We start from the raw sequence: 14,907 nt of genomic DNA, 5'->3' as shown, positions 1-14,907 counted from the left end.
CCTTCAGCCGGAGGCAGCGTTCGCCGAGGAATATTCCGATGGCGCTGTAGGGAGTGGGGCTCGTGGGCGAAAAGGGCGTTTTTTATGAGTTTTCGCTTGTTTTGGCCTCCAGGTTGCCCTTAGTTTGCTGGCTGAACGCAAAGGAGTGCGCATCCAGAACTGAAAAAAAGGACCTGTTTCATGACTCAGTATTTCCAGCGCGCCGAGGAAATCAGCCACCTCTCGGATGAACAGATCGAAGCGCTGTATCAGCGTTATCTCGCCGGCGAAAAAACCGCCGTCCTCATGGCCGAATTCAAAATCCCCGAGACTGTGCGCAGTTTGCTCAAAGTACTGCCACCGATCGTCAGTCAGGATCTCGCCTGTCCCTATTGCGATTTGCCGATGTGGGTGCGTCGCCACGCCAGAGGCACGCCGGTGTCGCTGCGTCATCCGTTCAGGTGTGTGCGTTGCGATCATCGATATTTCGCGGCAGATGCCCATGGGCGCCGTAACCCTTGCACGTGCAAGGAGTGTTTCAAGGTCCGGCAGCAGCAATTGGCGGCCCAGGCTCAGCGTGATCGCCTCGAACTCGAGGCGCGCTATGGTGCCCCCAGTGCCGCAGTGGCTTACACCGCGTTGGGGTTTGCGCAAAAGCTTGTGCTGTTGGCGCTGCTTGACGATGGCGGTGGACGGCAGGCCGAGTCGATTGCGCCCCTGGCGTCGCCGTGCAGAAGCGAAGCCCTTGCACTCTCGGACGATGCCAGCGAGGACTGGCTGAAAAGTCTTCACGAGGCCGGTTTGCTGGCTGTCGCGCCCGATTCCGATATCCGCGCCTTTGACCGCGCCAATGCTTGCGCCATCAGCGATTACGCGGCGGTGCGCTGGTTGGCCAATGTCACGCTGGACGGCATCGGGCGCAGTTCGCGAGAGCATTTGTATCTGGCGCTGTATCAGGAACTGTCCGGCGACGTTCAGACGGCGTGGAAGAGTGAACTCTACGGACTGATCTTCAAACTGGCGCGAGAGGAATCGATTCGCTACATCCATGTGCTGGCCGACGAGGTCAGTTTTGCCTTCACCGCCGAGGCGCGTGCCGAAGCCGTCGTCGACCAGTTGCTGCAGGACTTCTCGGTCAGCCAACTGTATTACTTCGCCCGACTGGGAGTACGCAACGCCGCACACTTTTATGCCACGGGCAATTCCAAAGGGCGCAGCCACGCCTCCAATACGATTCCGCGCAACATGCTCGGCACGGCGCAGGATGCGCTGGCGCGAAACTGGCGCAAAAACGCTCACCGCGATTCTCGAGTGCCGCAAACTGCGTTGCAGCGGTTGTTGTATGACGTCGTGCTCAAGGACAGCGGCGCGGGGTTTTCCAAGTCGCCGGGCATGTACTGGCGCGATGAACTGGTGCCGCAGTTTTTCTCCGGCACAGCGTTTGGCAGCGATCTGATCGGTCAGATTCAATTGTTCTGCCGCGAGTGCGACTCCAGCAACATCGACGCCAGCATGGACAAAGTGACCTTGCAGGTGATGTGTTACGACTGTGCCACGGTGAGTCAATTCAAGGCGTTTGAAACGCTGCCAGACTGATCCGCATCAAGCACCCGCGCTGAACCGGCTGCCACGCTCAGGGTCGATACCACGACTCTGGGCGTTTTCGTTTCCGGATATGTAACGGCGGCGCGGCGGTTTGTGGAACGAATGTGCCGTAAAACCGGGCTTTCGCTGCGCCATTTTTCGTCACGGCTGCTAGTGTTGAACGATGCCCGGGCCTTTGTTTACGTGCCGATGACCGAATATGTCGCAGCACCGCAAGCAGACACATTGTCGCACCCTTTAAGCTGCGCATCGGATGGGCACCCGTAAAGGCATTGTCGGCAGTCAGGACAGTCGCTTTTGCAGCTGCCCATCCAATGGAAGGTGAATGTGACCTGAGGGTCTCGTCCAGCTTCACCCACCTGTCACCCTGTTTCCTCTGCCCGAGAATCAGGAACAGGGCGACACAGGCCCCGAAAGGGGTGTTGCACGCGACGCTTTCCATCAATAACAAGCTTAAGCGGAGTACCACAGATGGCGTTCTTCACCGCAGCCAGCAAAGCCGACTTCCAGCACCAACTGCAAGCGGCACTGGCGCAGCACATCAGTGAACAGGCACTGCCACAAGTGGCGCTGTTCGCTGAACAATTCTTCGGCATCATTTCTCTGGACGAGCTGACTCAACGTCGTCTCTCCGACCTCGCTGGCTGTACTCTTTCCGCGTGGCGCCTGCTTGAGCGCTTCGATCACGCGCAACCGCAAGTGCGCGTCTACAACCCCGATTACGAACGCCACGGCTGGCAGTCGACCCACACTGCGGTCGAAGTCCTGCACCACGACCTGCCATTCCTGGTCGACTCGGTGCGCACCGAGCTGAACCGCCGCGGCTACAGCATCCACACCCTGCAAACCACCGTGCTCAGCGTACGCCGTGGCAGCAAGGGCGAGCTGCTGGAAATCCTGCCAAAAGGCAGCACCGGCGAAGACGTGTTGCACGAATCGCTGATGTACCTGGAAATCGACCGCTGCGCCAACGCGGCCGAGCTGAACGTGCTGAGCAAAGAGCTGGAACAGGTGCTCGGTGAAGTCCGCGTCGCGGTCGCCGATTTCGAGCCGATGAAAGCCAAGGTCCAGGAAATCCTCGGCAAGCTCGACGCCAGCGCATTCGCCATCGATGCCGATGAAAAGAACGAAATCAAAAGCTTCCTGGAATGGCTGGTGGGCAACCACTTCACCTTCCTCGGCTACGAAGAATTCGTGGTCACCGATCAGGCCGACGGCGGCCACATCGAGTACGACCAGAACTCCTTCCTCGGCCTGACCAAACTGCTGCGCACCGGCCTGACCTACGAAGACCTGCGCATCGAAGACTACGCCGTTGCCTACCTGCGTGAACCGACTCCACTGTCGTTCGCCAAGGCCGCGCACCCGAGCCGTGTGCACCGTCCGGCTTACCCTGACTACGTGTCGATCCGCGAGATCGACGCCGATGGCAAAGTCATCAAGGAACACCGCTTCATGGGCCTGTACACCTCCTCGGTGTATGGCGAAAGCGTGCGGGTCATTCCGTTCATTCGCCGCAAGGTCGAAGAAATCGAGCGTCGCTCCGGCTTCCAGTCCAAGGCTCACCTGGGCAAGGAACTGGCGCAGGTACTCGAAGTGCTGCCGCGTGATGATCTGTTCCAGACTCCGGTCGACGAACTGTTCACCACAGTGATGTCGATCGTGCAGATCCAGGAACGCAACAAAATTCGCGTGTTCCTGCGCAAAGACCCGTACGGGCGTTTCTGCTACTGCCTGGCCTACGTGCCGCGCGACATCTATTCCACCGAAGTTCGCCAGAAGATCCAGCAAGTGCTGATGGAGCGCCTGAAGGCCTCCGATTGCGAATTCTGGACGTTCTTCTCCGAGTCGGTACTGGCGCGCGTGCAGTTGATTCTGCGGGTCGACCCGAAAAACCGTCTCGACATCGACCCGGTGCTGCTGGAAAAAGAAGTGGTCCAGGCCTGCCGCAGCTGGCAGGACGATTACGCCGCACTGACCGTCGAGAGCTTCGGCGAAGCCCACGGCACCAACGTGCTGGCGGATTTCCCGAAAGGCTTCCCGGCCGGCTACCGCGAGCGTTTCGCTGCGCATTCGGCCGTGGTCGACATGCAGCACCTGCTGAGCCTCAACGAAAAAAATCCGCTGGTGATGAGCTTCTATCAGCCGCTGGGCCAGGTTTCCGGCCAGCGCGAGCTGCATTGCAAGCTGTATCACGCCGACACGCCGCTGGCGCTGTCCGACGTATTGCCGATCCTGGAAAACCTCGGCCTGCGCGTGCTGGGTGAATTCCCGTACCGTCTGCGTCACACCAATGGCCGCGAGTTCTGGATTCACGATTTTGCGTTCACCGCCGCTGAAGGCCTGGACCTCGACATCCAGCAACTCAACGACACCCTGCAGGACGCCTTCGTCCACATCGTCAGCGGCGACGCCGAAAACGATGCGTTCAACCGTCTGGTGCTGACCGCCGGCCTGCCATGGCGCGACGTTGCGCTGCTGCGTGCCTATGCGCGTTACCTGAAGCAGATTCGTCTGGGCTTCGATCTGGGCTACATCGCCAGCACCCTGAACAACCACACCGACATCGCTCGCGAACTGACCCGGTTGTTCAAGACCCGCTTCTATCTGGCGCGCAAGCTCAGCGACGACGATCTGGAAGACAAGCAACTGCGTCTGGAACAAGCGATTCTGACCGCACTGGACGACGTCCAGGTGCTCAACGAAGACCGCATCCTGCGTCGTTACCTCGACCTGATCAAAGCCACGCTGCGCACCAACTTCTATCAGACTGACGCCAACGGCCAGAACAAGTCGTACTTCAGCTTCAAGTTCAACCCGCACGCGATTCCTGAACTGCCGAAGCCAGTGCCGAAGTTCGAAATCTTCGTTTACTCGCCACGCGTTGAAGGCGTGCACCTGCGCTTCGGTAACGTCGCTCGTGGTGGCCTGCGCTGGTCCGACCGTGAAGAAGACTTCCGTACCGAAGTTCTTGGCCTGGTAAAAGCCCAGCAAGTGAAGAACTCGGTCATCGTGCCAGTGGGCGCGAAGGGCGGCTTCCTGCCGCGTCGTCTGCCACTGGGCGGCAGCCGTGACGAGATCGCGGCCGAGGGCATCGCCTGCTACCGCATCTTCATTTCCGGTCTGCTGGACATCACCGACAACCTGAAGGACGGTGCGCTGGTACCGCCGGCCAACGTCGTGCGTCATGACGACGATGACCCGTACCTGGTCGTGGCAGCAGACAAGGGCACTGCAACCTTCTCCGACATCGCCAACGGCATCGCCATCGACTACGGCTTCTGGCTGGGTGACGCATTTGCCTCCGGTGGTTCGGCTGGTTACGACCACAAGAAAATGGGCATCACCGCCAAAGGCGCGTGGGTTGGCGTACAACGCCACTTCCGCGAGCGCGGCATCAATGTTCAGGAAGACAGCATCACTGTGGTCGGCGTCGGCGACATGGCCGGTGACGTGTTCGGTAACGGCCTGTTGATGTCCGACAAGCTGCAACTGGTCGCGGCCTTCAACCACATGCACATCTTCATCGATCCAAACCCGAACCCGGCGACCAGCTTCGTCGAGCGTCAGCGTCTGTTCGACCTGCCGCGTTCGGCCTGGACCGACTACGACACCAGCATCATGTCCGAAGGTGGCGGGATCTTCTCGCGCAGCGCGAAGAGCATCGCGATCAGCCCGCAGATGCAAGAACGCTTCGACATCAAGGCCGACAAGCTGACCCCGACCGAACTGCTCAATGCCTTGCTCAAGGCGCCGGTGGATCTGTTGTGGAACGGCGGTATCGGCACGTACGTCAAGGCCAGCACCGAAAGCCATGCCGACGTCGGCGACAAGGCCAACGATGCATTGCGCGTCAACGGCAACGAGCTGCGCTGCAAAGTCGTGGGCGAGGGCGGTAACCTCGGCATGACCCAACTGGGTCGTGTGGAGTTCGGTCTCAATGGCGGCGGTTCCAACACCGACTTCATCGACAACGCCGGTGGCGTGGACTGCTCCGACCACGAAGTGAACATCAAGATCCTGCTGAACGAAGTGGTTCAGGCCGGTGACATGACCGACAAGCAACGCAACCAGTTGCTGGCGAGCATGACCGACGAAGTCGGCAATCTGGTGCTGGGCAACAACTACAAGCAGACTCAGGCCCTGTCCCTGGCGGCGCGTCGTGCGTATGCGCGCATCGCTGAGTACAAGCGTCTGATGAGCGATCTGGAAGGCCGCGGCAAGCTGGATCGTGCCATCGAGTTCCTGCCGACCGAAGAGCAATTGGCCGAGCGTATCGCTGAAGGCCACGGCCTGACGCGTCCTGAGCTGTCGGTGTTGATTTCCTACAGCAAGATCGACCTCAAGGAGCAGTTGCTGGGCTCGCAGGTGCCGGATGACGATTACCTGACCCGCGACATGGAAACGGCGTTCCCGCCGACCCTGGTCAGCAAGTTCTCCGAAGCCATGCGCCGCCATCGTCTGAAGCGCGAGATCGTCAGCACCCAGATTGCCAACGATCTGGTCAACCACATGGGCATCACCTTCGTTCAACGACTCAAAGAGTCGACCGGCATGAGCCCGGCGAACGTGGCCGGTGCTTATGTGATTGTGCGCGACATTTTCCACCTCCCGCACTGGTTCCGGCAGATCGAAGCGCTGGACTATCAGGTCTCCGCTGACGTGCAACTGGAGCTGATGGACGAGCTGATGCGTCTGGGTCGCCGCGCCACGCGCTGGTTCCTGCGTGCCCGTCGCAACGAGCAGAACGCTGCCCGTGACGTCGCGCACTTCGGTCCGCACCTGAAAGAGCTAGGTCTGAAACTCGACGAACTGCTCAGCGGCGAAATCCGCGAAAACTGGCAGGCGCGTTATCAGGCTTACGTCGCTGCCGGTGTGCCGGAGCTGCTGGCGCGTATGGTTGCAGGCACTTCGCACCTTTACACGCTGCTGCCGATCATCGAAGCCTCCGACGTCACCGGGCAGAACCCGGCCGAAGTGGCCAAGGCCTACTTCGCCGTCGGTTCGGCGCTGGACGTGACCTGGTACCTGCAACAGATCAGCGCGCTGCCGGTTGAAAACAACTGGCAGGCGCTGGCCCGTGAAGCGTTCCGTGACGACGTCGACTGGCAGCAACGCGCGATCACCATCTCCGTCCTGCAACAGGGCGACGGCACTCAGGACGTGGAAACACGCCTGGCGCTGTGGATGGAACAGCACGAAAGCATGATCTCGCGCTGGCGCGCCATGCTGGTGGAAATCCGCGCCGCGAGCGGCACGGACTACGCCATGTATGCCGTCGCCAACCGTGAATTGCTGGATCTGGCGTTGAGCGGGCAGACGATCGTGCCTGTGGCTGCTGCGAATGCCGAGCTGGAACTGGCGTAAGTAGTGGTTGAATGAAAAACCCCCGGTATCGTGAGATGCCGGGGCTTTTTTCTTGTTTATGGGTGATACCGCAATACAGCCGCGACTCTAGAACCATCCGGAGAGACGGCTCCGCCTGCAAGGATGAGACCGTCCTGTTGCAGCTTCACCAGCCTGGCATCGCCGACGCTGGGGAAATGCGTGATACCCGCATTGCCAAAGCTTATATCGGGGCTACCGTCCGGGTCGTAACGCACCAGTGCGCCGCCAGTTTCATGGAATTTTGAACCCGCCAGTATTATTTTTCCGTCAGCCTGGACTGCACCTGCCATCAACTCGTCCAGCAGCCCTGCGGGGGTGAATATTGGCTTGCCTAAATTGAACGTCGGGTCGGCTCGGCCATTCTCGTGCAGTCTTGTCAGGAAACCTCCTCTATGTGACTCCTCAGAGATACCTCTCCCGATCGCCAATAGCAGCCCGCCTTGCGTCTGTTGTAAATCCCAAACTTCAGAGCGTTTATAAGTTGGTGCTCCGAGGAGAGCGTAACCTTTGTCCGCGAATGATTCGTCGAGTGTTCCATCCAGATTGTAACCCACCAGTAATCCATAGTGAGTTGATTCTTCGATAGTGAAAGCGCTGACGACTATTCGCTCTCCCTTGATGATGCTTAGTGAGCTTGGGTATACGTCTTGACCCATGTAACAGACTTCAGCATAACCGCTGCGGTTGAATGTTGTGTCCAATTTCCCAGTTTCTGTAAGTCGGATGAGAAAGGGATTAAATCCATTGCCCGCTCTGCTGAAAAGATTTTGCCGTCACTGGTTACAGTACACGCATTGGATTGCGAGCTGTCGCTGTCAAACTCATAATCCTTGGCGGTAGATTTTTTAGACGATGTTGGTAGCGTTAGTACCACTTCGCCATTTATGCCAAACGTCGTGTCCGGTTTGCCATCTGTGGTGAAGCGGGCAATACAGACAGGACCAAAAAAATTGTATTGATCACCGACGATCAGAATCCGATCTTTGTCATCGACATTGACCGTGTAAGCCTGAGACTTAGAACTTTCACCGAAAGACCCATAGATATATCCAACCCCGTTGAGTTTGGAATCGAGCTGCCCTTCCGGAGTTAAACGGGCAACATAAAATTGATCATCTGTTGACCTGCCTGCGGCGTAAATACGGTTATGTCTGTCCGTCGTCATTCCAGAAAAGATACCAGCGCGTTCGGGTAAAGCGATGCCGCCAGCGCCGAATGAGCTATCAAGTTCACCTGCTTTATCACTGCGATTTTCCATTGTCTTCTCCACGAGTTGGCGCCCTGTCATGGATGACTTCACAAAGCGTGGACTTATTAGGTGTCGAACATACAAGGCTGTCTACTGTAAAACCTGACAGTAGACAAGCAATGGAATGCGTGTTGGACCACTTTGGTCGGCGCATCTGAGCTTGCTACTTTGCTAGTCGAACAGCATTAGATTGTTGCCAAGAATTCAATAAAGAAGCCCCTGCATTGTGAGATTGCCGGGGCTTTTTTACGTCTGTGGGTTTTGAGCCGGCTTTTCCGGCCTCTTCGCGAGTTGGTTTTGTGGTGTCTGTTCTGGCGCTATCGCGAGCAGGCTCACTCCTACAAGGGGTACGCATTCCAATTGTAGGAGTGAGCCTGCTCGCGATAGCGCATTTTGATTCAATACAACTTCTGAGCTTGTTTATCTTCGAGCATCGACACAGCCCCCGCCGGCCGCGCCACTAGATTGCTCAGCGACCGATCAAATTCTTGCAACGCTCGAACCTGCACGTCCTGCTGCTGATTGATATCGGCAACAATCTCCTCCGAACGTTTGAAATCCGCCCACACCGGTGTCAGTTCTCTGGCCTCGGAGCCTTTCGCCGTGCCGATGTAGTTCAGTTGCGCATCATAAAAATCGGCACTGACATTGGCTTTGACGTCGGAGCTGCGCGAGGTGATCAACTGGCTGTGGGTGTCGACGATCGCCACCACATCCGGCTTGGCAGCGCGCAGGCTTTGCATGTCCGGGTAGACCGTCACCGCGCCGAACTGGCGTTGCAGGGAGGCGTTGACCCATTCCACCGCCATGTCCGGTTTTGAACTGGCGACGTAAGCGTCGTGGATCGATTGCACCAGCAGGCTCTGGCCGAAACCGGTACCGGCGTTGGCTTGATAGTCGCGCAGGTATTGGCGATTGGTCTGGGTGCTTGGGCTGTAGATCACGCCAAGGGACACGCCGGGGCCGCTTTTCACCAGGGTTGCGCTGCTGCGGCCGGTCGGGTGGGGCAGGAGCGTGTCGAGGGATGAAACTGCTTGCGGCGCGGTGGGCACCGAGCAGGCGGACAGGGCTAACAGCGATAAAGCAAAGGCACTGACTAACGCACGGTTCATGGTGTTACTCCCGTGAGACAACAGCAGTCGGAAAGTTCTGAGTGTCGCGTGTGACGGCGATTTATTCAGACTAAACCCGCCCACCTGACAATTGGCTGAGGCAAATGCGCTTTACTAGTTCGTTTTGCTGTAACCGGCGCCGCTTAACCACTCGTGGCAATTAAAAAGCGCCAATCCACGATTGGCGCCGGTTTATTTATGGTTGGTTGTGCAGCCATCAGTTTTTCAGCGGGATCAGCACTGGTTCATCGGGGGCCAGGACCATGAACACCAGCAGCTTGGCAGGCTTGCTCTGGCTGGCGTTTTTCGACACCAGATGTTCGGAGCCGGCCGCTTCGTACCAGAATTGACCTCTCTTGTAAGTGACCGGCTGTTCACCTTTGACCTGGGAAACCACTTCGCCTTCCAGCACATATGCCATCGCCGTGCCGTCGTGTTTGTGGGCGATGGACGACTGGCCGGGCTGGTAGTCGACTTCGATCATCATGGCTTTTTTGCCGGGGGCGTTTTTCAGCAGTTGCTCTTGCAGCACGGTGACTTTTTCCGAGGGGTCGTGGGCCAGGGCGGCGGTCGAAAGGCTGAAGGCGAGGGCGGCGGCGAGCAGGGGCAGGGCTTTCATGGCGGGTTACCTGTGAGGTTGAGTGTTGCTGATCACAGTAGTCCGCAGGTTGGGGCATTCAAACGGCCAATGTTCGGGAAGTTGGGGTGACCAATTGTTGGTGTCAGAGAGATTTTTGGTGCGGCGCAGGACGCCTTCGCGAGCAGGCTCGCTCCCACAGGGTTCGAGGGTGCTCAGCCATATTGTGAGCAACACATAACCTTGTAGGAGTGAGCCTGCTCGCGATAGCGGTGGGTCAGACAATACCAATGTTGACCAGGCTGACGCCTTCGCGAGCCTGCTCGCGAAGGGGCCGGGTCAGACGATGGGAAAGCTGTTGAAATCCACACTATTGGCCAAGCGGCTATCGATCAGGTCGATAAACCCCTGCGCTTCGGGCCGGTTGAAATGCGCTTGCATCGCCGCTTCCGACTGCCAGCGTGCGCTGACCATCCAGCGGTGATTGTCTTCGGGGCAGCGGTCGACCAGGTAGGAATCGCAGCCCGGGGTTGCGCGCAGAGTGTCTACGATTTTCTGCAATTGCTTGCCCAGCTCCTCCGAACGGCCGGCAGCAGCCTGCACCTGCACGGTGTTGATCACTTCGTTGGACATTGCTAACACTCCTGAATCAGGCCGGACGAATCCTGCTCATTGAGGGATAACGCCTGTGCAGAATAGGCCTGCAACCCTCGAAGACCAATAACCAATCGGCGGTTAAATCCTTAGGCCAATGGCTCAGGCGAGCTGTTCGAGGATGTCGCGCAGGCGATCCAGCGCGGTGTCGATGTCCAGGGTTTCGATCGCGCCGAAGCCGAAATACAGGCCGTTTTTCGCCGGCTGCTGGTAGTAGAAACCGTTGATCGCGTACAGCCCGACTTCGACCTTTTTCGCCAGTTCAATCACCAGCGGCAAGTCGATCGGCACCTTGCACCACACCGTCATGTGGAACCCGGCACTCGGTGGCACCGCTTCCAGCCACGGCGACAGATCATCGGCCATGCGCGCCAGAATGCGCTCGCGGCGTTGCGCGTAAATGGTGTGGCAGCGGCGAATGTGCTTGAGCAGGCAACCCTCGGCGATGAACTTGGCCAGCGCCCATTGCGGCAGGGTCGAGGCGTGCAGGTCGGTCAGTTGCTTGGCGCGGATCACCGCTTCGAGGATCGCCGGCGGCAGAATCGCGTAACCCAGACGCAGCTCCGGCAGCAGTGTTTTCGAGAAGGTGCCGACGTACGCGACGATGCCGCGCTGGTCGAGGCTGAACAGCGAATCGGTCGGCCGGCCTTCGTAGCGGAACTCGCTGTCGTAGTCGTCTTCGATGATGATTGCGCCCAGCTCATGGGCGCGGGCCAGCAGGGCCTCACGTCGTGCATGACTCATCGGCATGCCCAGCGGGAACTGGTGCGAGGGCGTGACATAGATGAGGCGCGTGCCGTCGGGGATGTGCTCGACCTGCATGCCTTCGGCATCCACCGGAACGCCGACCACCTCCGCGCCATGGGTGCCGAACAGCAGGCGAGCCGGCGGATAACCGGGATCTTCCATCGCCACCAGACTCCCCGGCCGGGTCAGCACGCGGCTGATCAGGTCCAGCGCCTGTTGCGCGCCGTTGCACACGACGATGTCTTCGTCCTGACAATTGACCCCGCGCGAAAACGCGATGTGTCGGGCAATCGCGTTGCGCAGCGCCGGCAGGCCTTCGGGCAGGCTGTAAAAGCCTTTGGACTGGGCCATCTGGCGCATCGCGTGGGACACGCAGCGGCGCCAGTCATCGTGGGGGAACTGGCCCTTGCTGGTGGCGCCGCCGATGAAGTCGTAACGCAACGAGCCGGCCAGCGTTGGATGGCGCAGGAATACCGGCAGATTGCACCAGCTCTCGATCACCTCGGCGCTGGCCAGTTCGCTGTGGCTCTGCTTGCGCTGGATCTGCGCCGCGCGGGCGTTGACGTAGGTGCCTTTGCCGATCACCCCGGTGAGGAAGTTTTCGTAGGTCAGCTGCGCGTAGGTGTCGGAAATAGTCTTGCGCGAGATACCCAGTTGCTCGGCGAGCAAGCGGCTCGGCGGCAATTGCGTACCCGCCGCCAGCCGCCCGGATTCGATCGCCCCGCGCAGTTGCTGATACAACTGACCGGCCAGATCCTTGCGGCCGTTGATCACGACATGAAGTTCCATACCGATGGGGCTCCGGGGGGCGGTGAATGAAGTGTCGGGCAGATTAGCGCTGTTGCGGGGTTGGCAGTAGTTGTCTACCGCAAATACCCGGAATTGGCCTAAAACCCCCGTAGGAGTGAGCCTGCTCGCGATAGCGGTGTGTCAGGCACCAATTAACCAACCGACACACCGCTATCGCGAGCAGGCTCACTCCTACAGGGGATCGCGTGATTCCGAGATTAATGGTGTAGCCATAAATCGAAATATTGGGGCTGTAACCTGCGCCCGTCAGCGCTTACGGTGCACTCATCATTCCGTCCTCCGAGACCTGACCATGTCCCCGCGCCTGGATTACTACAACGCTTCGCCCAAGGCGATGAAAGCGATGATTGCCATGGAGGCGCTGACCGCCAACCTGAGCATCGAGCCGCCGCTGCTGCAATTGATCCGGATTCGCGCTTCGCAGCTCAACGGCTGCGCATTCTGCACCGACATGCATTCGGTGGACGCGCGGCGGGCCGGGGAGAGTGATCGGCGCCTGTATGCGATTGCGGTGTGGCGCGACAGCAACTTCTTCAACCCGCGCGAGCGAGCTGCGCTGGCCTGGGCAGAGGCGGTGACGCTGTTGGCGGACAGCCGCGTGCCGGATGACGTTTATCAGCAGGCGCGCGAGCAGTTCAGCGAAGGAGAGCTGGTCGACCTGACCATGGCGGTGACCACGATCAACAGCTGGAACCGCCTCGCCGTCAGCTTCCGCCAAGTCCCCAGCGACTGAGCGTCGGACTACCGCAGTGCGCGCTGATCGTTCCCACGCTCCCGCGTGGGAATGCCGCCACGGACGCTCTGCGTTCGGCTCTGGAGGGGACGCAGAGCGTCCCGAGCTGCATTCCCACGCAGAGCGTGGGAACGATCCGGGAGGCACGGTTTTGGTCATGATCGTTCCCACGCTCCCGCGTGGAAATGCCGCCACGGACGCTCTGCGTTCGGCTCTGGAGGGGACGCGGAGCGTCCCGGGCTGCATGCCCACGCAGAGCGTGGGAACGATAAGTGGGCGAGGGTGGGGTTATTGCGGTGGGCGTTGCGGTTTCACCGAAGTGCCGAAAGTGTTGCCCATCCGCGTGCTGGTCGCGGCCGGTGTCGCCAGGCCGACCTGATTCGGCGGTCGCTTGCTAACCGGCACATTCAGCGCTTCCAGATTCTTCTGCGCCGCCGCCGCGCCTTCGGGGTTGTTGCCCATTTGCTGGCTCAGGCAATCGTAATTCGGCGCTTTGTAGCCGCCGACCGTCACCTCCACACAACCCAACGGTTCCTCTGCATAAGCGCCAGACACGGCGGTCAGCAACAGCCCGCCGAGAGTAATTCGCCACAGTGTTTTCATGCTCGCCTCCTGGCCGGCCAATGCGGCCGCGCGATACCTTGAGTCTAGTGCAAGCCTTGCGTAATTCCCGTGATGGTTTTTTTGCACCGGCCGTCACACCAGATTCATAAACAGCCCTCAGGATGACGATTTTCAAGGATTCGTCAGCCGTGCAGCGAGGCACTTCCCGAGGCGGTTTTCAGCGTTCAACGATTCTTGTGCGCCGGATCTGTCTGGGGTGGTTGCTTGGCTGCGCGGCGAGCCCGGTCGGCGCGCAACCGCCGCCCGCGGACATGCGCATGACCCTGCACATTCCGGCGCAGGATCTCGCGCATGCGCTGGACCAGTACAGCCACGCCACCGGCGTCGCGGTGCTGGTCGACAGTCAGTTGAGTCGCGGTCGCCGCTCGTTGGCGGTGGACGGTGAATACACCGCCGCCGATGCCTTGCGTCGACTGCTCGGCGGCAGTGGCTTGATGGCGCGGTATGCCCGTGCCGATGCATTTACCTTGCAAATGGCGCAGGTCGAAGACGTGCCGGCGCCGCCGCAAAAGCAGTCGGCGGAAAGCATCGCCGTCAGCCGCAGTTACGCCACAGCGGTGCAGGCCGCGGTCGAACGCAATCTGTGTCGCTCGCCGCTGACCCGGCCGGGCAGTTACCGCGCGCTGTTGCAGGTCTGGGTCGGGCGCGACGGCGTGGTGCAACACAACCGGTTGGTCACTTCGACCGGCGATGTACGGCGCGACAACGCGCTGGTGGAAAGCTTTCGTCAATTCAGGATCGACCGGCCGACGCCCAGTGCCTTGCGTCAGCCGGTCACGTTGCTGTTGTTACCGGAGTCGTCAGGGAAACGCATGGAATGCACCACATGGGAAGGAGTTTCCGGGGGATGAAAGACACCGGACAAGGGTCGCTGGCGCAACTGTTTCTGACGTCCTACGAGGACTTTCGCGGACGTTTGCGCCGCCGTCTCGGCTCGGAGGACCTGGCCAACGATGTGCTTCACGAAACCTGGCTGCGCGTCGACCGCATGGAGACGCCGCCGAACGTCCTGCGGCCCAATGCCTACCTGTATCGCATGGCCCTGAACATCGCCGCCGACCGCCGTCAGGCCGACGCGCGCCTGCTCACCGGCGAGGAAGTCGAAGAGCTGCTGCAGATCGGCGACGAATCGCTCGATCCGTCGCGGGTGGTCGGCGGGCAAAAGGAAATCCAGTCTCTGCTCAGCGCCCTGTATGAACTGCCCGCGCGACGCCGGCGGATCTTCATCGCCGCACGCCTGGAAGAGGCGCCGCACCTGGAAATCTCCCAGCGCTTCGGCATCTCCACGCGCATGGTCGAGAAGGAAATCAAAGCCGCGTTGGGCTACTGCGCAGCGAAACTGGAAAGAAAAGTGTTTCAGCGGTTCGGTCGCGGGGCCGGAAAACCGTCTTCTGAATAGAGCCCGATCAATTCGTTGAGAATCTGCGCG

Annotated in this window: 12 protein-coding genes; 5 read left to right on the top strand and 7 right to left on the bottom strand. The window is 59.8% G+C overall.

The window, feature by feature from the left end:
• Window positions 1-180: 180 nt before the first annotated feature.
• Both J3P93_RS15890 and J3P93_RS15885 read left to right on the top strand, forming a co-directional pair.
• Window positions 181-1,575: a hypothetical protein gene (locus J3P93_RS15890; RefSeq protein ID WP_434589424.1), complete on the top strand. Its 1,395-nt coding sequence runs from the start codon at window positions 181-183 to the stop codon at window positions 1,573-1,575.
• Between the two features lie 480 nt (window positions 1,576-2,055).
• On the top strand, window positions 2,056-6,951 hold the full coding sequence (locus J3P93_RS15885) for an NAD-glutamate dehydrogenase (protein ID WP_434589422.1): 4,896 nt from the start codon (window positions 2,056-2,058) through the stop codon (window positions 6,949-6,951).
• Between the two features lie 56 nt (window positions 6,952-7,007).
• On the opposite strand, the gene J3P93_RS15880 is transcribed toward J3P93_RS15885, so the two are convergent.
• The 6 genes from J3P93_RS15880 to J3P93_RS15855 form a co-directional block, all read right to left on the bottom strand.
• Window positions 7,008-7,697, bottom strand: coding sequence for a delta-60 repeat domain-containing protein (locus J3P93_RS15880; protein ID WP_434598403.1), 690 nt, complete (start codon window positions 7,695-7,697; stop codon window positions 7,008-7,010).
• Window positions 7,598-8,230 carry a hypothetical protein gene (locus J3P93_RS15875; protein ID WP_434589420.1) on the bottom strand — a complete coding sequence of 211 codons (633 nt, stop codon included), beginning with the start codon at window positions 8,228-8,230 and terminating at the stop codon, window positions 7,598-7,600. Before J3P93_RS15875 ends, J3P93_RS15880 begins: the two co-directional genes overlap by 100 nt.
• Before the next feature lie 389 nt (window positions 8,231-8,619).
• Window positions 8,620-9,333, bottom strand: a complete 714-nt coding sequence (locus tag J3P93_RS15870; RefSeq protein WP_434589418.1) for an ATPase — start codon at window positions 9,331-9,333, stop codon at window positions 8,620-8,622.
• Between the two features lie 217 nt (window positions 9,334-9,550).
• A complete protein-coding gene (locus J3P93_RS15865; protein WP_434589416.1) occupies window positions 9,551-9,952 on the bottom strand; it encodes a cupin domain-containing protein in 402 nt (133 codons plus the stop codon).
• Between the two features lie 297 nt (window positions 9,953-10,249).
• Complete coding sequence (locus J3P93_RS15860; protein WP_434589414.1) at window positions 10,250-10,543, bottom strand: putative quinol monooxygenase; 294 nt, start codon at window positions 10,541-10,543, stop codon at window positions 10,250-10,252.
• 123 nt (window positions 10,544-10,666) lie between these two features.
• Entirely contained in the window at window positions 10,667-12,100 is a 1,434-nt protein-coding gene (locus J3P93_RS15855; protein ID WP_434589413.1) for a PLP-dependent aminotransferase family protein, read from the bottom strand.
• Between the two features lie 313 nt (window positions 12,101-12,413).
• Between J3P93_RS15855 and J3P93_RS15850 the strand changes: the two genes are divergently transcribed.
• Window positions 12,414-12,854: a carboxymuconolactone decarboxylase family protein gene (locus J3P93_RS15850; protein ID WP_090282959.1), complete on the top strand. Its 441-nt coding sequence runs from the start codon at window positions 12,414-12,416 to the stop codon at window positions 12,852-12,854.
• 288 nt (window positions 12,855-13,142) lie between these two features.
• Here J3P93_RS15850 and J3P93_RS15845 read toward each other — a convergent pair whose 3' ends face one another.
• Window positions 13,143-13,457, bottom strand: a complete 315-nt coding sequence (locus J3P93_RS15845; protein WP_434589411.1) for a hypothetical protein — start codon at window positions 13,455-13,457, stop codon at window positions 13,143-13,145.
• 149 nt (window positions 13,458-13,606) lie between these two features.
• Here J3P93_RS15845 and J3P93_RS15840 point away from each other — a divergent pair, with 149 nt between their 5' ends.
• Both J3P93_RS15840 and J3P93_RS15835 read left to right on the top strand, forming a co-directional pair.
• Complete coding sequence (locus J3P93_RS15840) at window positions 13,607-14,329, top strand: secretin and TonB N-terminal domain-containing protein (RefSeq protein WP_434589409.1); 723 nt, start codon at window positions 13,607-13,609, stop codon at window positions 14,327-14,329.
• Window positions 14,326-14,877, top strand: coding sequence for an RNA polymerase sigma factor (locus J3P93_RS15835; protein ID WP_090282961.1), 552 nt, complete (start codon window positions 14,326-14,328; stop codon window positions 14,875-14,877). Before J3P93_RS15840 ends, J3P93_RS15835 begins: the two co-directional genes overlap by 4 nt.
• Window positions 14,878-14,907 lie beyond the last annotated feature (30 nt).

The organism is Pseudomonas sp. R3-57 (assembly GCF_051132065.1).
In the GTDB taxonomy this organism is placed as follows: domain Bacteria; phylum Pseudomonadota; class Gammaproteobacteria; order Pseudomonadales; family Pseudomonadaceae; genus Aquipseudomonas.
The sequence above is the reverse complement of the archived record's forward strand: the minus strand, read 5'-3'. Positions and strand labels throughout refer to the sequence as shown.

What these genes read in the sequence shown, in the direction of transcription:
- J3P93_RS15875 (WP_434589420.1), bottom strand. Translation starts at nt 8,230, where the DNA reads ATGGAAAATCGCAGTGATAAAGCAGGTGAACTTGATAGCTCATTCGGC.
- J3P93_RS15865 (WP_434589416.1), bottom strand. Translation starts at nt 9,952, where the DNA reads ATGAAAGCCCTGCCCCTGCTCGCCGCCGCCCTCGCCTTCAGCCTTTCG.
- J3P93_RS15890 (WP_434589424.1), top strand. Translation starts at nt 181, where the DNA reads ATGACTCAGTATTTCCAGCGCGCCGAGGAAATCAGCCACCTCTCGGAT.
- J3P93_RS15885 (WP_434589422.1), top strand. Translation starts at nt 2,056, where the DNA reads ATGGCGTTCTTCACCGCAGCCAGCAAAGCCGACTTCCAGCACCAACTG.
- J3P93_RS15835 (WP_090282961.1), top strand. Translation starts at nt 14,326, where the DNA reads ATGAAAGACACCGGACAAGGGTCGCTGGCGCAACTGTTTCTGACGTCC.
- J3P93_RS15845 (WP_434589411.1), bottom strand. Translation starts at nt 13,457, where the DNA reads ATGAAAACACTGTGGCGAATTACTCTCGGCGGGCTGTTGCTGACCGCC.
- J3P93_RS15850 (WP_090282959.1), top strand. Translation starts at nt 12,414, where the DNA reads ATGTCCCCGCGCCTGGATTACTACAACGCTTCGCCCAAGGCGATGAAA.
- J3P93_RS15860 (WP_434589414.1), bottom strand. Translation starts at nt 10,543, where the DNA reads ATGTCCAACGAAGTGATCAACACCGTGCAGGTGCAGGCTGCTGCCGGC.
- J3P93_RS15870 (WP_434589418.1), bottom strand. Translation starts at nt 9,333, where the DNA reads ATGAACCGTGCGTTAGTCAGTGCCTTTGCTTTATCGCTGTTAGCCCTG.
- J3P93_RS15855 (WP_434589413.1), bottom strand. Translation starts at nt 12,100, where the DNA reads ATGGAACTTCATGTCGTGATCAACGGCCGCAAGGATCTGGCCGGTCAG.